At 48.6% G+C, this 17,963-nt stretch carries 15 protein-coding genes; 4 read left to right on the plus strand and 11 right to left on the minus strand.

Annotation, left to right across the window (positions count from 1 at the left end; translation table 11 throughout):
- Positions 1–6: 6 nt before the first annotated feature.
- On the minus strand, positions 7–2,064 hold the full coding sequence (locus tag H6F72_RS03050) for a GAF domain-containing protein (protein WP_190431686.1): 2,058 nt from the start codon (positions 2,062–2,064) through the stop codon (positions 7–9).
- Between the two features lie 606 nt (positions 2,065–2,670).
- Between H6F72_RS03050 and H6F72_RS03055 the strand changes: the two genes are divergently transcribed.
- The 3 genes from H6F72_RS03055 to rdgB all read left to right on the plus strand — a co-directional run bounded on the left by H6F72_RS03055 (position 2,671) and on the right by rdgB (position 6,601).
- Complete coding sequence (locus H6F72_RS03055; RefSeq protein WP_190431687.1) at positions 2,671–4,419, plus strand: diguanylate cyclase; 1,749 nt, start codon at positions 2,671–2,673, stop codon at positions 4,417–4,419.
- An 80-nt stretch (positions 4,420–4,499) separates the two neighbouring features.
- Complete coding sequence (locus H6F72_RS03060; protein WP_190431688.1) at positions 4,500–5,954, plus strand: phosphoglucomutase/phosphomannomutase family protein; 1,455 nt, start codon at positions 4,500–4,502, stop codon at positions 5,952–5,954.
- Positions 5,955–6,022: 68 nt separating this feature from the next.
- The gene (rdgB, locus tag H6F72_RS03065; protein WP_190431689.1) at positions 6,023–6,601 is read left to right on the plus strand and encodes an RdgB/HAM1 family non-canonical purine NTP pyrophosphatase; all 579 of its coding nucleotides are present in this window, start codon (positions 6,023–6,025) and stop codon (positions 6,599–6,601) included.
- A 109-nt stretch (positions 6,602–6,710) separates the two neighbouring features.
- Here rdgB and H6F72_RS03070 read toward each other — a convergent pair whose 3' ends face one another.
- Together H6F72_RS03070 and H6F72_RS03075 are read right to left on the minus strand one after the other, a co-directional pair.
- Entirely contained in the window at positions 6,711–7,049 is a 339-nt protein-coding gene (locus H6F72_RS03070) for a P-II family nitrogen regulator (RefSeq protein WP_190431690.1), read from the minus strand.
- Positions 7,050–7,294: 245 nt separating this feature from the next.
- A complete protein-coding gene (locus tag H6F72_RS03075) occupies positions 7,295–7,879 on the minus strand; it encodes a hypothetical protein (protein WP_190431691.1) in 585 nt (194 codons plus the stop codon).
- Between the two features lie 178 nt (positions 7,880–8,057).
- Here H6F72_RS03075 and queF point away from each other — a divergent pair, with 178 nt between their 5' ends.
- On the plus strand, positions 8,058–8,498 hold the full coding sequence (gene queF, locus H6F72_RS03080; RefSeq protein WP_190431692.1) for a preQ(1) synthase: 441 nt from the start codon (positions 8,058–8,060) through the stop codon (positions 8,496–8,498).
- Between the two features lie 64 nt (positions 8,499–8,562).
- On the opposite strand, the gene H6F72_RS03085 is transcribed toward queF, so the two are convergent.
- The 8 genes from H6F72_RS03085 to H6F72_RS03115 all read right to left on the minus strand — a co-directional run bounded on the left by H6F72_RS03085 (position 8,563) and on the right by H6F72_RS03115 (position 17,689).
- The gene (locus tag H6F72_RS03085; RefSeq protein ID WP_190431693.1) at positions 8,563–9,978 is read right to left on the minus strand and encodes a cytochrome c biogenesis protein; all 1,416 of its coding nucleotides are present in this window, start codon (positions 9,976–9,978) and stop codon (positions 8,563–8,565) included.
- Positions 9,979–9,980: 2 nt separating this feature from the next.
- The gene (locus H6F72_RS03090; RefSeq protein WP_190431695.1) at positions 9,981–10,724 is read right to left on the minus strand and encodes a cytochrome c biogenesis protein CcdA; all 744 of its coding nucleotides are present in this window, start codon (positions 10,722–10,724) and stop codon (positions 9,981–9,983) included.
- Between the two features lie 110 nt (positions 10,725–10,834).
- A complete protein-coding gene (locus H6F72_RS03095) occupies positions 10,835–12,007 on the minus strand; it encodes an FtsW/RodA/SpoVE family cell cycle protein (protein WP_190431696.1) in 1,173 nt (390 codons plus the stop codon).
- 152 nt (positions 12,008–12,159) lie between these two features.
- A complete protein-coding gene (locus H6F72_RS03100; protein WP_190431698.1) occupies positions 12,160–12,363 on the minus strand; it encodes a phycobilisome linker polypeptide in 204 nt (67 codons plus the stop codon).
- Between the two features lie 191 nt (positions 12,364–12,554).
- Positions 12,555–12,686 (minus strand): hypothetical protein, encoded by a 132-nt coding sequence (locus H6F72_RS30690; RefSeq protein ID WP_255524960.1) that lies wholly within the window; start codon positions 12,684–12,686, stop codon positions 12,555–12,557.
- 149 nt (positions 12,687–12,835) lie between these two features.
- A complete protein-coding gene (gene apcB / locus H6F72_RS03105; protein ID WP_190431699.1) occupies positions 12,836–13,321 on the minus strand; it encodes an allophycocyanin subunit beta in 486 nt (161 codons plus the stop codon).
- A 66-nt stretch (positions 13,322–13,387) separates the two neighbouring features.
- A complete protein-coding gene (apcA, locus tag H6F72_RS03110) occupies positions 13,388–13,873 on the minus strand; it encodes an allophycocyanin subunit alpha (protein WP_190431701.1) in 486 nt (161 codons plus the stop codon).
- Positions 13,874–14,293: 420 nt separating this feature from the next.
- A complete protein-coding gene (locus H6F72_RS03115) occupies positions 14,294–17,689 on the minus strand; it encodes a phycobilisome rod-core linker polypeptide (RefSeq protein WP_190431704.1) in 3,396 nt (1,131 codons plus the stop codon).
- Between the last annotated feature and the right edge of the window lie 274 nt (positions 17,690–17,963).

Raw genomic sequence — 17,963 nt, forward strand, 5'->3', positions numbered from 1 at the left:
TTAAGGCTAGTCAGTAGCCGTAGGCTGGCAAGCAGAAACAGGTAATACTATTCGAAATTCGGCACCCGCTCCAGGTTGACTGCAACATTGCAGACGACCCTTGTGCCCTTTAACCACAATTTGATAGCAAATTGATAGTCCTAATCCTGTTCCTTTGCCCACTTCTTTAGTCGTGAAGAAGGGGTCAAAGATGCGCTCCTGTAACTCTAGAGGAATTCCTGGTCCGTCATCTCGAATTGAGACAACTACGCGATCGCCTTCATGCCAAGTCTGAATTGTGATATTTGCTTTTTCCCCAGCGGCATCTAAAGCATTGGCCAAGAGATTGAGGAAGACTTGATTAATTTGTCCTGCATGGCACTCTACCGAGGGAAGCTCGCCATAGAGCTTGTCAATTTTGACGCCTGTTTTAACCCGATGCTGCAAGATTAGCAGAGTGCTTTCAATACCTTCATGCAGGTCAACAGACTTGCGCTCTGCTTCATCTAATCTAGAAAAATTGCGCAGAGTTAAAACAATCTCTCGGATGCGCTTGGTACCTTCCTCCATAGAATTAATTAGCTTGGGAAAGTCCTCCCGCACATAGCTAAGTTCTTGCTCAGCAATCAACTCTGCGATCGCTTCTGGAGGATTAGGACAACAGTCTTCGTAAAGGGCGATCGCTTGATTTAAGGCAGTGGTATAGCGTTGGGCATAGGGCAGATTGGCATGAATAAAGGTGATGGCGTTGTTAATTTCATGAGCAACTCCCGCCACCATTTGTCCTAAGCTAGATAGCTTTTCACTCTGAAGCAACTGCATTTGTGTGGTTTGCAGTTCTTCTAGCGTCGCTTTGAGCGTTTCGGCCTGAGCTTGAGACTGAACTGCTGCTGTTTGCACCTGGGTATACAGTTGAGCTTGCTGAATTGCAATTGCAGCTTGGTCGGCCAACTTCTGTAATAATTCGGTTTCCCACGCCTGCCAAACCCGAGGCGCACTACACTCGTGAGCGACTAACAGCCCCCATAACTTTGAGCGGATAATGATGGGGACAATCAAATTGGCCTTGACCTGTAATTGCTCTAAGAAGTTGACATGGCAAGGGTCTAAACCAGCTTGAAAAATGTTGTGGATAGCACGAACGCGGCCTCCCTGATATTGCTGGGCATACTTGGCCGAGAAGCAGTTGTCCTGGCTCATTTGACCCAGCGCTGACCTCCAAGGGCTAATAACTTCCTCTACAACGACTTCACCTTGCCAGTTGGCATCCAAAAACTGGTAGATTACCACCCGATCGGTGTCGAGTAAGTGCCGCACTTCTCGCACTACTGTCTGCAAGATGGTCTGTAAGTCCAAAGTGCTGCGAATTTGATTCGTGACTAAGCGCAGGAGAGATTCCTGCTCCACCTGTCGCCGGGTTTCACTATATAGCCAAGCTTGATTGATGGCGATCGCCAACTGACTGCCGACGCCCTCTAGCAGTTCCATTTCCCAAGGGGTCCATTCCCGTTCGCGATCGCACTGATGCAGCCCAATAATGCCGTTGACCTTGCCTTGGTAACGAGTTGCCAAAGCCATCATGGAGCGAATTTGTAAGCCCTGAGCCACTTCCCTAATTTGCTCGGTTAAGCCCGGAAACTCTAAAAAGCGAGTGACTGCTAAGGCTCTAGGCTGGGCAATCAAGGCCTGTAAGTGAGGATTATCTCTGAAGGGGATTTTGCTGCCGAGTTGAGAGGGATAGTCGCCTTGGTTATACTCCCCCATCGTTGTCAGACTATCTTCCTCATCTGGCTCCACGACTAAAATACTAGCTCTGCTACATTTCAGGGCTTGGCCTAGTAAACGACAAGCAGAATTTAAGATTTCTTCTAAATCTAAAGTGCTGCGAATTTCATTACTAATTTGATTAATCAGCTTAGAGAGTTGAACTTGCTGCTGTAGTTGTTGCGTTAAGTTTTGATGGCGCTGACGTTTATATAGTTCTAGCTCCAATAGCTCACCTTCAGCAGGATGTGTCCCATTATTCTCCAGAGAAAATGCTTGACAATGTGAATGAAGAGGAGAGCTATTGACTTCAGAGGACATAAATTCTCAACTGCTTTTGCGGCTTTAGGTCTTGTAAATAACGAATGAATAAATTGACTAAAAGCAGGCTTTTAAGGAATTAAATGTTTTACTAGTTCTTCTAAACAAAGCAATAGACGCTGAAATAGCGTATTGGTTGCTCAAATTATTAAAATTAGATCAATCTAATCAAAATAAATTTTCGTCCTACATCTGTCTTAGGACAGAAGAGGTCTGTGGTGTTCAAAGTCACAAGAGGCGATCGCTGCTTGTGCTAGATCTCTGTATTTTTACTTAAGTAAATTGAAGCGATGTCTAGTGGAGATGCTGGTGGAGATGCATAAAGAACAGATTCACTCTTACAAAGAGCTTGCCTTTATCCAGTCTAGCTAGTTCATCGGCAAATTAGACGCACCCGAGATCTAAAACCAATCGCTAAATGGGATAACCGGAAAACTAAAGAGTCTGCCCTATGGAAAAAATTCTATCGCTTTTGCTTAAGTTTTGGGAATTTATAAGGATCTAAAAGTAATTACTTTTTAGGCTTTAATCAAGAATTTTTTTTTAGATATTCCAATCCTTAAGCTAGTTCCTAAGAACGGGTTCCAGTTCTTAAGATAGAAGTTTATGGGTGCTGCAACGGTACAAGTTAGTGATCCTCAAATGCTTCAATCAAGATTCAGGCAGCCTAATTGGAAATCCATCTACCCTTTGGTAGAAGCAGCAGTCATTAATCTCGCCTCAGCAAACTCCCTATTACAACAGATTGTAGAAGCGATCGCCGCTGAGTATCAAGTTGAGTGCCTACTCTGGACGGGGTTTGACCCTGAAGTGGCTGAGGGCATTCAAGTTTATGGCACGGCTCGAGCTTTGCAAAGCCTGAAACAGGAGCTGAGTTTAATTCCCACTCTAGCCGAGACTCCCGGATTAATTTTAACTGCTCCGCCAGCCCAGGAGTCGAAAATTCAGATTTGCTATCTATCCAAGTCACCTCAATGGTTGTTAGACCAACAGCACCTCTCACACGCCGCTAGACTGTTTGGGGAAACCTTGATTGTGCCTGCTTGGAATGGCGATCGCCTCCGCTTTGTCCTGCAATTGCAGCGCCACCTACCGCAAGCTGCTACACATTTACCCGCTCTAGAGACAAGGCGTAAGCCATTTCTGCGCTCTTACTTTAACCCTAAAGTACCTACGCCTCAGCCTACAGTTGCAGCCGCTCAAGCTTGGATGGTCGAGGAAGTTGAAACGCTAGAAGTGATTTGTAGCCAGGTAGTATTGGCGCTGAATGCGCTGCACTGGCGGGAGCGCCTCGAACAATCGCGGCAACAGGCAGCCCTAGTCGGTCGAATTGTGCGGTTGCTGAACTCCAGCCTCAACCCCAATGAGATTGTGGAATGCATTGTGGCGGAGTTGGGCCAAGGGTTGAACAGCGATCGCTGCATTTTAGTAGATCTGCGAGGCGATCCAGTCCATATCTTGGCTGCTTGGGACCATCCAGAGCGGTGCTTTCAGCCGCTAGAGAATCGCCATATCGCCCGTGATCTCTGGCAGGACACAGTTGAGATGTTTCTCCAGGGTGCGGCTTCCTATCTGGAGTTAGAACTGAGCCAACAGGAGTCTGACCCGCTGTTAAATTGGTTGCGTGAAATTCAAGCTTTTGCTGCTTTAATTGTGCCGCTGTTTGTCCAAGATGAGTTTTTTGGCGCAGTCCTGCTGTTGTCTTACGAAAAGGAACGAGTTTACGAGCTAGATGAACTCCAGACGATTCGGCAGGTCGCAGACCAGGCTGCGGTAGCTTTGACCAATGCCCAGCACTATCAAAGCCTTTGGTTCAAGCAAGAAACTCTACGCTTGCAAAATAATTCCTTACAACTGGAAGTGATTCATGATGAGTTGACGCAATTGCTAAATCGGCGATCGCTAGAGCGGGAGCTGGCTCAACTCAGTGCTCCTGCCCAGTGGAACTTGCAGCCGCCCTTCAGTGTGATTGTGTGTGATATCGACTACTTCAAGCTGATCAACGACTCTTATGGTCACTTAGTGGGGGATGAAGTGTTGTACAGCTTGGCCCAACGACTGCAAAAACAGCTACGGTTTGGTACATCCGCTTATCGGTATGGTGGTGAAGAGTTTGTCATTCTACTAATGGATGTGACGCTAGACAGAGCCTTTGAAGTCGCTGAGCGGTTGCGGCTGGCGATTCGCTCCACCGCCTTCGAGACCACGATTGGACCGTTGGAAATTAGTGCTAGTTTTGGCGTGGCACAACAGGATCCAACTAGCGATCAAGATGCTTGGGATACGGTACAGCGAGCTGACCGAGCTTTGTATGAGGCGAAGCGTCAAGGTCGCGATCGCGCGATCGTGCTTTAGACATCCGTAAGTGCAAATGCTAGAGTTGAGCAGTTTAAAGAAAAGCGATCGCGAGAGTGTCTTTGGAGGCGAATTTGAGCATGGTTCACCCTTCCTCTGTGCCAGCAACCGACTCAATTAAATTTGGTACAGATGGTTGGCGAGGTGTAATTGCCGCAGACTTTACATTTGAGCGTTTGGCATTGGTGGCACCGATTGCAGCTCAAGTTCTGGCTCAAGTGTATGGGGCGACAGGTAGTCGCACGATTATTGTGGGGCACGATCGCCGCTTCTTATCGGAAGAGTTTGCCCGTACGACTGCCGAAGCAGTGCAAGCCGCAGGCTTCGATGTCTTGCTAACCAGTACCTACGCACCTACGCCTGCTTTTAGTTGGGCTGCCAAGCAAGAAAATGCTTTGGGAGCCTTGGTAATTACAGCCAGCCATAATCCGGGTAGTTACTCGGGCTTAAAAGTTAAAGGAGCGTTTGGAGGCTCAGTATCTCCAGAAGTCACTAAGCAAATTGAAGCCTTGCTAGCAACGCCACCCGCTGCAACTACTAATTCGCCTGGCACCATCCAAAGCTTTGATCCTTGGCCGAGCTACTGTGAAGCGATTCGCCAAAAAGTCGATATTGCTCTGATTCAAAATGCGATCGCCCAAGGCAACCTAACTGTTTTTGCGGACGTGATGCATGGAGCCGCAGCGGGTGGCTTGGCCCAGATTTTGGGCATGCCGATTCACGAACTCAACAGCGATCGCGATCCGTTATTTGAAGGCGGCGCACCCGAACCGCTACCGCGCTACCTCGACAAGCTTTTTCAACAAATCAAAACTCACCGAGCTGCTAATTCCAATCTGGCGGTTGGATTGGTTTTTGATGGAGATAGCGATCGCATTGCTGCGGTTGATGGCCAAGGCAACTTCCTCAGCTCTCAAGTGCTGATTCCGATTTTGATTGATCATCTGACTGCTCGTCGGGGCTTCAAAGGCGAAATCGTCAAAACAGTCAGCGGTTCCGACCTCATCCCCAAAGTGGCGGCTCTGTATAACCTGCCTGTATTTGAAACAGCGGTGGGCTACAAATACATTGCCGACCGCATGATGGAAGCACAAGTGCTGCTAGGCGGCGAAGAATCCGGCGGCATTGGCTACGGGCATCACATCCCTGAGCGAGATGCCCTCCTATCTGCTCTGTACGTTCTAGAGGCGATCGCTCAGTCTGGGTTAGATCTGGCAGATTTCTACCGCCAGTTACAGGAAAAAACTAACTTTACCTCTGCCTACGATCGCATTGATCTGCCCTTGGCGAGTATGGCTGTGCGATCGCAGTTGCTAGAGCAGCTACAAAAGCATCCCTTGACTGAAATTGCCGGACAAGCCGTGATTGATTGCAATACTGCCGACGGCTACAAATTTCGCTTAGCTGATCAGCGATGGTTAATGATTCGCTTTAGCGGCACCGAACCTGTCCTCCGCCTCTACTGCGAAGCCGCAACCCTCACCCAAGTTCATGAAACTCTTGCTTGGGCTAAGAACTGGGCCAACTCCTTTTAATGACCTAACCCCCAACCCCTTCCCTATTAGGGAAGGGGAGAATTGTTGTTTCTGCCTGACTTATTATCATGAGACCCCTGATTGTTGCTACTGGCAATCCTGGCAAGTTGCGGGAAATGCAAGAATATCTGGCTGGTTCTAATTGGGATTTGCAGCTCAAACCAGCCGAACTCGACGTGGAAGAAACTGGGGACACTTTTCTTGCCAACGCTTCTCTGAAAGCAGCGCAAATTGCTCAAGCTACGGGAGAATGGGCGATCGCGGATGACTCCGGTTTAGAAGTAGAAGCCCTAGAAGGTGCACCCGGCGTTTACTCTGCCCGCTATGGCCAGACCGATCCAGAACGTATAGAGCGGTTGCTGATTGAACTCGGCAGTGAGCTGAATCGCCAAGCTCAGTTTGTTTGTGTCGTTGTCGTCGCTCGCCCAGATGGTTCGATCGCCCTGCAATCAGAAGGGGTGTGTCGGGGAGAAATTCTGCATGCTCCTCGCGGTACGGGTGGATTTGGCTATGATCCAGTGTTCTATGTGCCAGAAAAGCACCTCACCTTTGCGGAAATGACCCCAGAGGTGAAGCGATCACTCAGCCATCGAGGTCAAGCGATCGCGGCTTTAATTCCACAACTGCGATCGCTGAAAGTAGACTGAATTGCCAAGAGCAATAAACTGTTTCTAAATGTTAGAGAAAAAATAAGGTTCACCTCCTGAGGTGAACCTTATTTTTTAATGCCCTGAGGAAACCGATTGCCAGCTGTGCTCAGATTGCTTCGAGGTTCTTTTCCCCAGTCCGAATGCGGATGATTTGTTCCACTGGCGAAATAAAGATTTTGCCGTCCCCAATTTCACCCGTCCGAGCAGCGGTGATGATCTTCTCGACCACCATGTCAACCTGGTCGTCCTCAATCACAATTTCCACTTTGAGCTTTTGCAAAAACTCAACAGTGTACTCGGAACCACGATAGCGCTCAGTTTGCCCCTTCTGGCGTCCAAAGCCTCTGACTTCAGAGACAGTCATGCCAACAATGCCAGCATTCACTAAAGCAATTTTGACTTCGTCCAGCTTAAAGGGCCGAATAATAGCTTCAACTTTTTTCAAGTGCTTAACTCCTCAGACCGTTTTTCTACCAATTGACCAGCATGACACTTTCTATCACCGCTCAAACCCAGACTTTTGTATCAAAAAATACATTTGTTTGGGCATGCATCGCAGTACTTAGCTGTACTTTATAAGACTTGACGTTGTCAACAAATTTTATCGTCTACCTAGAGAATTAGTCAGACCTATTTATCACTGAGGCGAATTGAAGCGGCTGCAATACATAGCTACCTACCACCATCTAGTTAACGGCTAGGTAAAAAAGGACGCACAATCAAGAAGCCTGCCCCAAATGCTGAGACAACAATCAGAAAGATAACTGCTGCTAACCAAAAACCACCTAACTCAGGTGATTGCTCCCCTTGGGGATTACGACGAGGCCGTGTTTCTGCTTGCTCAGTAAATAGCTTTTCTGAAACCACCGTAGGTTCGGCTGGCTCTGGCCGAGGATTAAAACTACGGGGCATGGATCGAGCAGGTTCAGGGGTGAAATAACTCGGCTCAACCACAATATCGGGTCTTGTATACGCTACTTCAGCCATAACACTGCGGCTGAGAGGTTGCTGGGAACCCGCTACCTTTTGTAACTGCAAAGCGGACTGAACAACTTTGTCAACTTCTGTCCGTAGTTGTTGATTTTGCTTGGCTAAATTTTGATTCTGATTGTTGAGAGAATCGAGCATGGCGCGGGTGGCTTGCAGCTCGGCAGCCAACTCGCGGTATACCGAAATAGGCACCGAGGGAGCATAACCATTAGCTGTAGCTTGCCCAGTGTAACTAGAGGCCGTAACGTTGCGCATTGGTGGCTTAGTATTGAGATGGGATGTCATAGGGTTGAGCTGAAATCCTACAGGGCAGCATTGGTCAATTAGTCGATTGATCTATGCCCCAGAATAGATGAAATTAGAGCAATCTAACAGCGATTCGTCAAGGAATTCGCTACAAATCTGCAAATTCAGCCCGCAAACTCAGATCCATCCATTCGTCAACGTTTGTCTTTGCATGACTATGAATCACTCTCCAGCCTCTCCAGATATGGTATCTGAGCCTGATGCGATCGCTGAATCTGCGTCACAGGTGAAGTACGGAGAACGGCAAATCGCTGAAGGACAACTGATCACTTTTCCCAATCCTCGGCTGGGACGACGTTACGATGTCAGCATCACCTTGCCAGAATTTACCTGCAAGTGTCCGTTTTCGGGATATCCTGATTTCGCTACGATTCACATTACCTATGTACCTGATCAGCGCGTGGTAGAGCTAAAAGCGCTGAAGCTGTATATCAATAGCTATCGCGATCGCTATATTTCCCACGAAGAATCGATCAACCAAATTTTGGATGATTTCGTCGCCGCTGCTGACCCTCTAGAGATCAGAGTTAAAGGTGACTTTAATCCTCGCGGTAATGTCCACACCGTAGTGGAAGTGCATCACCAGAAGGATCATTGAAGGTTAGACAATGAGGGCAACCACAAGAGTTGCCCCTACCGCATATCAACTAATGCCCGAATTTCTAGCGGGCTGATGGGGTGAGGGCTTCAGCAGCGATCGCAGGCTCAGCAGGGGAAGAGGTAGGTTGACTCAGGCGATCGAGAATTTCTAGCAACTCCCGCTCGAACGCAACTTGCGCCCGATTAGTTCTGCCACCGATATAGAAGCGTCCCTCTTTCTGCAAAGCCCAAACTTGCGAGTGAGAGACATAGCTCATCATGACGCTCAACATTAGGAGCCCAAACCCAGCGTAGACCGCCGGTATCCCTGGGTCCGCCTTGATTTGCAAACCTGTACTGCCAATTAAATCCACCACAGACAGCGTGACGCCATTCACATCGACCGCCATCCCCGAACGTACAGTGGCAACAAGCTTGCCTTGAATGTCGTAGATCAGCAGCATGCCTTGTAGATCTTTAGCTACAAGGGACACGCCAGCGCTTAGATCTGGTTTAGTAGGCACCCAGGTTCCCCAAATTCGGCCTGCCCCGCCTGTTTCTAGCTGTCCCATAGGTAAGCGAAACACGGGACTTTTGTTGAGTCGGACTTGAGCAGCGGCGATCGCCCAATCCGCCTGATACAAAGTCACGCCTTTGTGCCGCAATGGCTCGTTCACATGAATCGTCTTACGCTTAATTTCCTGTCCTTGACTATCCAGCACCGACAAGTCTGAATAAAACTGATCAATCGCGCCCTCAGGCGTATAGTCAATCCAGAAACGATTCACCCGAACTGACCAATCTTTCGGCACCTGTGCCCCCACCCAAGGCCCCGCATCCACAATGTTTTGAATCTTAAACGTGGCTCCACTGGGAATCATTTCTTGGGCCATAAAACCAGTCATGGCTCCCCAAATGGCCCCTGCCAGAATGAGCAACATGCTGGCATGTACCACAATCGGGCCAATCCGCCCTACCAATCCTTTGCGGGCATATAGCTTTTCTCCTTCTTGAAAAACTTTGTAGCGTTGCTTTTCCAAAAGAGGAACTAAAGCTTCTAGAGAACCTGTTTCCAACTCCGCACTCAGAGCTAGCTTTTGGAACTGGCGAGGCTGCTCATAAAACTTCCATTGTCGCGCTGCTTTAAGTGCCGGAAATTGGCGAGTAAACGTACAAGCGGTCAGACTGCCCCCAAACAAAATAAGGATCGCCAAAAACCACCAAGTCCGGTAGACATGATCCAACCCTACCGTTAACAGCACTTTCCAAGAGAGAAAGCCAAACAAAGCTGGGTCTTCGGGATAGTTCGCTTGATAAAAAGCGCTCGATTGGCCTTGCTCAATTACGGTACCGGAAATACTCGCCACCGCGATTGCTAAGAGCAGCATAATGGCCAACCGCAAATCTGCTAGCAGCGGCAGCAATTCTTTTTGAAAAAAGCGTTGAGGACCAGTCCTTAAATCCAAAATTTGGGATAGAAATGTATTGTCTGTAGTCATTTCTAGAAGGTTGCGGTGGGCAGAAAACGGAATAGCAGCGAAAAAACTCCAAATCCAACCAGTAAGGCTCCACTGGCAGGGGTAATCCAACTAGACCAGCGGCGGAGTTCCAGTAACTTTTTGATTGAAGCTGTAAAGGTGCCTGCCAAAATTAGCGGGGCTGAGTAACCTACTGTATAAGCCAAGAGCAGCACGCCCCCCATCACGGGGTTGTGGGTAGTAGATACCCATCCTAGTAAAGTAGCGAGGACTGGAGTGCTACAAGGAGAAGCTACCAAACCAAAGGTTAAGCCCAAGAGATAGGCGCGGACACCGGGCGGTAGATCTGAAGGAATTAGTGCAAATCCATCAAATGAAGGTAGTTGAAGCGGCAGGGCTTCTAGAAGATTCAGCCCCATAACGATGGCGATCGCACTGACAACAATAGGTAAGCCAAGACCAATTTGGCCATAAACTTGACCGAGAGCGGTTGCGGCAATGCCCAAACCTGCCAACGTGGTAGCTAATCCTAGGGAAAACCAAGTCGATTGCAGAGCTGCCTGCCAACGGCTTTTGGCTTCGTAACCTCCGATGTACCCAATGGTAATCGGCAACATCGACAGCATGCAGGGAGTCAAACTAGTCAGGAGTCCAGCCAGAAAAATGACTACAACACTCGTTAGCGTCAGATGGGTCAACTGCGTCGAAACGAGACAGTTGGCAAATTGTTCTAGTTGGTACAGTTGGGTCCGCAATAATTCAATCATGCTGAAGCTGGCTCAGTTCGCTCAAACGCTATCCTCATGATCTTATTATCGAGGTTTCCTTGAGCTAAAGGCCAGAGATTATGTGAGTGATGGCTCAATGCACTGTTCAATTAGCTTCTAGCCGAAAGTCGCTGTTCTGGCAGCGAGACAACTTCCGCCTCACTACTTTCACGCGCTACCCGAATTAATAACCCCGCCGCTAATAGGCTAGCGATCATAGAACTACCGCCGTAGCTAAACAACGGAAACGGTAATCCTGTCGTGGGTAGAGCGCCCGTTGCCACCCCGATGTTTAAGAGGGATTGCCCCACCATTAAAATCACCGCTCCGATCGCAACCAGTTGATGGACAATCTTGCGGGCTTTCAGGGCAACAAACAGACCTAACGTGCCGTAGATTGCCAGAAGCAACAACAACAGCAAGCTACCCATAAAGCCAAATTCCTCAGCAAACACTGCAAAAATAAAATCTGTGTACTGAATCGGTAAGTAAAAGAGTTTCTGCTGCGACAGCCCAAAGCCTGTTCCCCAAACTCCCCCAGAACCAACGGCCAGTAAACTTTGAATTAACTGATAACCATCCTGAGCAGGGTCAGCCCAAGGATTCAAGAAAGAAATGACTCGTCGCCGTTGATACTCTTTAATGCTGATACTCAGTGTGGCTAAAAGCAGTCCTCCTAACGCAGTCCCTCCCAAGTAAGCGTAGGGAATGCCCGCTGCCATCGCGATTAACCAAAGGGTAATGCCACACAGCGCTGTCGTGCTCAAATTAGGTTGCAACAAAATGCCCGCCAATATAGCGGCAAAAATAGCTAGCCAGCTCCATCGGTAAGTTGGGCTAAAACGGTTCCATTGCCCAAACAACCGAGCACTTTGCAGAACCAGAAATGGCTTCATTAACTCTGATGGTTGTATCGGCACAGGCCCCAAGGCCAGCCATCGCGTTGCACCATTTACGGTTGTGCCTAAACCCGGTACTAAAGTGGCAAAAATGAGGCCCAATATCAACACGACAAACCAATGTGCCATACCCAAGGCATAGCGCAGTGGAGAATGCACCAGTAGGTTAAATCCTACCAAGCCAACTAAAATCCAAAGAATCTGGCGTTTAAAGTAGTAAAGCCCATCGCCAAAATCTGCATCTGCAACCGGGTAAGAAGCAGAAAATAAAGCTGCTAGCCCAACCATCAACCATAGGAAAGTTAGCCACCGCAGGAGACGAGCCTCTAAGCTCCAACTCTGTGCAGACGTGTCAAAAAATGGGATTAGATAGCGAAGATTCACAGCAACCGTGGGTGTGCAATCAAAGAGTATCTGTCAAGAGTAGCGCAGGCGGTAGAAGAAATATAGACAATAAAAAAGAGGCCATCACGGCCTCAAGGCTTGTATTCCGAGTCGATAAAGAGTGAGAGCCTTTGTAGGCGTTGCTGAATGATTTAGAGGAGGCCAGTGTTGGTTCCGGGTCTGCCAGTTGCCAACTCAACTTTAACGATCTTGCCGCCCATTTTCATGATGCGTTGTTGCTCACGAAACCAGTTCTCGTAGGGAACTAGCTTCGTAAAATAGGTGTTCTGTAGCTCCCGCTGGGTACGAATCCGGGTTTGGCTAGGAACACAAGCCGTAACCTTGAACATGCGCATGGGTTATTTCTCCTGACTAGGTGCAGAGTTAAAGTTTGGAGATCAAAGAATTTCAAGTTCAGAATCTTAGAGATGTAGCACCAACTTCTGAGAAACCAAAGTGTTGCTGTGAAGGTGGCATCTAAGAGTCTGCTGAGGTCCGAAGAATGCTTACTGAGTCAGTTGCGACGTTGCTAGAGGCGCTATAGCAGCTAAAACGTGATGCGATCGCTTAAATCACGAATGTAATAGCGAATAAAAATCAAAGCTTCTCGATATAGAGGGGCGATCGCAAGACCCCAAAAATCCTCTAAATATGCTGAAGGCTGGGAGTCGAGAGTCAATACTAGACCGCTAAAACCAATCTACTTATGAGTTAGACAAGTCTTTAACAAGCTAGCACTCACTCTAGACTTCCCAGACCTTACAGAAGGGGTTGAGCTTTGAGTTTGAATTAAAGCTAACTCAGCACTCAGAACTCAGAATCTAGCGATTAGCTCAAGCCAGAGGAGATGTAGTCGAGGTAAACACCCATTTCCTTACCAGCATCTGCACCAACCAAGCTAGCAGTCACTTCTTTGATTGCTTGGATAGCTTGTACAGTAGCAGCGATGGGTACACCCAAGGAGTTGTAGGTTTCCTTCAAACCGTTGAGCACGCGCTCATCGAGGATGGAAGGATCGCCAGCTAGCATTGCGTAGGTTGCATAGCGGAGGTAGTAGTCCAAGTCGCGGATGCAAGCAGCATAGCGACGAGTGGTGTACATGTTACCACCGGGACGAGTGATGTCAGAGTACAACAAAGACTTAGCAACAGCTTCCTTCACGATCGCAGCTGCGTTAGCGCTGATGGTGGTAGCTGCACGAACGCGCAGTTCACCAGATTGGAAGTAGCCCTTGAGCTTTTCCAAAGAAGCGGTGTCTAGGTACTTACCTTGAACGTCAGAAGAGTTAATAACAGCAGTAATTGCGTCTTGCATGGTTTTGCTTCCTTAAATCACGTAATCTCGAAAAGTATTTGACTGTGCGTAGGCAAGGTCAAAACCTTACTGCATTGCACCGATCACGTAGTCGAAGTAGGAGCCAGCTTCAGCAGCGTCTTCACCAGACAACAGAGAAGTAGCAACGTTCTTCAGGCCGCGGATACCTTCAGCAACGCCATCCACGGGAGTACCCAGAGACTTGTACATCTCACGAACACCAACGATACCGATTTCTTCGATGGGAGTCACATCGCCAGAAACGATTCCGTAGGTTACTAGACGGAGGTAGTAGTCGAGGTCACGCAGGCAGGTAGCGGTTAGCTCTTCGCCGTAAGCGTTTCCACCAGGAGAAACAACATCAGGGCGCTTTTGGAACAGTTGGTCGCCAGCTTGCTTAACGATGCGCTCACGAGAATCGGTCAAAACTTGAGCGATGCGGAGACGACGCTCACCAGAGGTCACAAAGCTCTTGATCCGATCTAGTTCGCCAGGGCTGAGGTAGCGAGCTTCAGCATCAGCATTCACGATGGATTTCGTGACAATACTCATTGATGGATTCCTCCAAAAGAAAAAGTAACCAGACGTGTCTAAACTGGCATTTGTAATTCAAGACGGCTGAGTGCTTACTTGCAAAGTTGCCCTAGCAGGATTTGGCAATCAGCAAATTTTTGCAACTCAACAATCTGCCTTCCGCAAATATTTTGCGGCATCAGGTTCACATTCTAAGGTTGTTCGTAATAGTTTGTAATATTACCCTCAGCTTTCCCCTTAGGAATATTACGCAGCCTATCAACCATCTCTCACAGATACACAGCAGAAATAGCGAGCCATTGGGATCGAGAAATCGCCAATGCCCGCTAGGTAGATCTATGAATCGTTATTCAGTAAATGAGAGCTTCTAACCTACCCATTTGTATGTGAGTAGGTTAGAAAAATTGCCGGAGTGTACCTACCGACTCGCTAGAGCGACTAAACGTTGCGAGAACGTCCGCCTAGGTAGGAAGGAGATAAATCAGACCAGGATTGCTTCACCAAGTCAGCATCTGCTTTGATGCTACCCAAGTAGTTACCAGCGGGCAGAGTCGGGAAGCGCTTGTAGGGAACTACGTCCTCACCGAAGTAGCGTGCGTATTCTGGGCTATCTACCATTGCTTCTACCGCACCCTTGAGACCTTGATCAGCCAACAACTTGTTGTACTGACGAATCTCTGCTTGAGTCGCTGGGGCGCGTCCCAGGATGTGACGGAAGAGGAACTCAATCACCTTCGTATTGGGATAGGGCGTGTAGAAACGACGACGGTAGATGTCAGAGCTAGCTAAAGCTCGAACAAACTCCCGCACAGGAATTTCGCTGTTCCGCAGTTTGCTTTCTAACTCAGAGCGGCGGAATTCTGCCGGAACTTGGCCGCTAAAGACATCCAACACCTGGCAGTAGATGGCATTAATGACGTTGGCTGTTTCCGTTTGGTCCATACCAGGATTCATGCGATAAATCCGGGCGGGTTTGCGGCGAGACGTACCCACGCCTACTTCTACAGATTGGCCCGATCCATTAGTAAAGGAGCGACCCAGCTCTAGGAAGAGAGGCTGCGTCTTGTCCATCTGACGAGCTTTGGTAGCCAAATCAGCCATGCTCTTAGACATCAACGGCATTTTGGTGATGTCCATGCGGGACTTGACTGGCTCAAAGCTGGGTACAACCAAGTCATCGTTTTGCTTTGTGAGTTGGTTATAGAGCTTTTCAGTGTTGGGGAAGTTAGCAGCAGGCAAAGTGGGAAAGCGGCGGTAGGGCACCGTGTCTTCACCAAAGAGCTGCCCATACTCAGCGCTGTTGACCATTGCCCCAACAAAGCCCCGGATGCCTTCAGATGCCAAGAGCTGGTTATACTTCCGAATTTCGGCTTGGTCCTTAGGGGCACGGCCTAAGAAGTGCTTCGTTCCTAACTCAATTACCTTGGTGTTGGGGTAGGGAGTGTAGAACTCTTTGATATACAGTCTAGAACCACCTAAGGCTTCAATAAATTCCTTGAGGTTGATCTCGCCGTTACCAAGTTTGCTTTCTAGAGCGGTGAATTCGTTCTGTAGAATGTACGGCTCGATGTCACGCTCGAAAATTTGCCGATAAGCAGCACGAATCACAACTGGCAAAGCTGTTTTATCCGTGGTGGTAGTGAGCTTAAAGACTTTCGTCTGTTCGCGTTGCTTATTGACGCCTTGGTTAATGCGGAATTGCAGATCGGGTTCTGTCCGTACTTGTTTAACTTCGCCCAGCTCCACAAATCTTGGCGCTTCATCAGTCTGAACTCTCGCGCCAGTTTCACCAATGCTGCCAACCCGCACAGAACGAAGAGCTAAGCCACCAGGGGTAACATAGCGCTCATAAGGAATGGTATCTTCCCCAAAAGCTTCGCTGTACTCTGGGCTGTCGAGGATGGCATCGACCAGAGCATAAAAACCTTTCTTGGCGCAGATATCGAAGTACTTGTTGGTTTCTTGACGACCGTAAGTAGGACGACCTAGCAAGCGGCGATGAATGTACTCGATCGCCTTGGTGACATAGAGTGAGGTCCAGTAAAGCTTCCGGAAGAGATCAGACTTCGCCAACTGACGGACAAACTCCCGGACTGTAATCTCGCCATTTTCCAGCTTGATTTCCGAGACTTTGAGGCGTTGGCCTTCGTACACATCGCGACCAAAGACTTGTAAGTAAGCAGCGCGAATGACTTTCTGAGTGGAGCTTTCAGCAAACTTGATGCTGGCGTTTTTGTCGTAGCGCTTGCCACTAAAGCTGGGCAGCTGATCTAGCTTGAATACCTTGGGCCCTAAAGTTCCAGGAGCAATTCCTCTGGCGGCTGGGTTGCTGAGCTGGTTGTTGATGCCAGGACCACGGTTGATTAAGATCCGGCGAGTATCTTTACCGAAAGGAGCGGGACTAGCGCTGGGGTTGCGAGTCTCTTTCGGGAAGATGGCACCGAATTGGATTTCGAGGGGATCGTTACCAGAGCCGTAAGGGTGTTGGTCAGGTAGTGGGCGATCGTACCCTGCAAAGGTTGTAAGGAACTGAGGCACCTTGCGGAAGGGAGCGCTGTAGTTAAACAGGTCTTGCTGGGGTCCCCAGTTACGACACTCTTGAGCTTCCTGACCCAAACCGCGTAGGTAGGGTACGGTTTCTTCCCCAAAGTAGTCAGAGTACTCCTGAGAGTCTACTAAGGCATCGACGAGAGCCGACAAACCACCCTTGGAAACGATAGAGAAGTAATTCTGTACTTCTTCGCGACTGCTAGGACCCCGACCGAGGAAGTGGCGGAATGCTAGTTCTAGAGCGCGGCTATTGATATAGGGTTCAAAAAAGTTTTTGCGATATAGAGGTGATTTACCCAAGCGGCGAACAAATTCCCTCATGGAAATGTCGCCATTCTTAACCTTGGACTCTAGGTCAGAAATGGATAACGAGTAAGCGCGGGTAATATCACGCTCAAATACTTGGCGATAAGCTGCTTTAACAATTTCTTGTTTCTCAGAAGCAGAAAGACCCGGCTTCATTGCATACTTGGGTCTACGCTCAGCAGCATTGAAGTAGATCTGAGGCAGTTGTAGCCCTTGCAAATCACCAGATTGGCGTTGACGGATTTTGTCAGAGGGGCTAGGAGCCTTAAATTCGTTGATTAAGACATCGAAGTACTGACTGACAACATTGGTTCCGTTCTCATCTTTGCGGAAGTAACCCAGGGCTGCTTGGCGCATTTCTTGCAACGCCACAATGGTTGCTTCACCAGAGCAAGCATTCTCGATGATTTCTCGCAAGCCACGGGTGTTGACTGCAATGATGTTGGGGTCGCCAGCGACGATCGCGTAGGTCACATAGCGTAGGAACCAGCTCAAGTCTCTGAGAGACTTTTGCATGTTGCTAGGGCCATAACGGGCGACGTTAATGGGCCTAAAGTTTGCTGGGGCTGGGCCACCACCAGAAGCGCTAAATAGCGATCGCAATCCCTCTAAGAAGCCACCACCGCTAGATACATAAGTCGCGGTACCCAGCTTCATAGCTTCTCGAACATCACCAACTTCCATGCCGCCAGCAGTCGCCATCGCGGTTTCCCTAGGCTTCTCCAGGTAAGCCATCGGTGAACCACCGACGAAAATGCGGTTAGCGGCACGAGAAACGATAATTTCTGAATTTTGAGTTAACGTTTCTGCAATTTCGAGGCGTTTGAGTCCAGAGTTGAAATAGCTTGTTAGCTCGCCCAACTCGGTCGTGCCTAAAAAGCGGTCTTGCTGTTCAGCTTGCGAAATTGTTGCAACTGGTACGGTTTGATAAAGTTGCGGGCGCGCAACCGAGCTTCCACCACTTGCCTTAACACTCATTGGATTTCAAAAGCTCCCTTCAGATCATTAATGCGTTGAACCTGACCAGAGTGCCACTTGGCAACCATCCACAAGCCGATTCTCTACGAGGTTCATTCAACAAAAGAACAAGGCTTCTGGAAAAAGTTAATAAAACGACTGCCTAGGGTCAACCAGCTCAGTTTTTAGATTAAAACGTTTCGGACGCTCCACAGGGCTTTATTAAAAAGTGTGTAGAGTCCTGTTGATAGGTTTACGGTGCGATCATACGAGATCTAGGTAAGACACCTGAGAA

Origin of the sequence: Trichocoleus sp. FACHB-46, from assembly GCF_014695385.1 — a bacterium.
Classification (GTDB): Bacteria; Cyanobacteriota; Cyanobacteriia; order FACHB-46; family FACHB-46; genus Trichocoleus.

Coding starts and splice junctions, on each gene's coding strand:
- H6F72_RS03050 (WP_190431686.1), bottom strand. CDS start 2,064: ATGTCCTCTGAAGTCAATAGCTCTCCTCTTCATTCACATTGTCAAGCA.
- H6F72_RS03055 (WP_190431687.1), top strand. CDS start 2,671: ATGGGTGCTGCAACGGTACAAGTTAGTGATCCTCAAATGCTTCAATCA.
- H6F72_RS03060 (WP_190431688.1), top strand. CDS start 4,500: ATGGTTCACCCTTCCTCTGTGCCAGCAACCGACTCAATTAAATTTGGT.
- rdgB (WP_190431689.1), top strand. CDS start 6,023: ATGAGACCCCTGATTGTTGCTACTGGCAATCCTGGCAAGTTGCGGGAA.
- H6F72_RS03075 (WP_190431691.1), bottom strand. CDS start 7,879: ATGACATCCCATCTCAATACTAAGCCACCAATGCGCAACGTTACGGCC.
- queF (WP_190431692.1), top strand. CDS start 8,058: ATGAATCACTCTCCAGCCTCTCCAGATATGGTATCTGAGCCTGATGCG.
- H6F72_RS03085 (WP_190431693.1), bottom strand. CDS start 9,978: ATGACTACAGACAATACATTTCTATCCCAAATTTTGGATTTAAGGACT.
- H6F72_RS03090 (WP_190431695.1), bottom strand. CDS start 10,724: ATGATTGAATTATTGCGGACCCAACTGTACCAACTAGAACAATTTGCC.
- H6F72_RS03100 (WP_190431698.1), bottom strand. CDS start 12,363: ATGCGCATGTTCAAGGTTACGGCTTGTGTTCCTAGCCAAACCCGGATT.
- apcB (WP_190431699.1), bottom strand. CDS start 13,321: ATGCAAGACGCAATTACTGCTGTTATTAACTCTTCTGACGTTCAAGGT.
- apcA (WP_190431701.1), bottom strand. CDS start 13,873: ATGAGTATTGTCACGAAATCCATCGTGAATGCTGATGCTGAAGCTCGC.
- H6F72_RS03115 (WP_190431704.1), bottom strand. CDS start 17,689: ATGAGTGTTAAGGCAAGTGGTGGAAGCTCGGTTGCGCGCCCGCAACTT.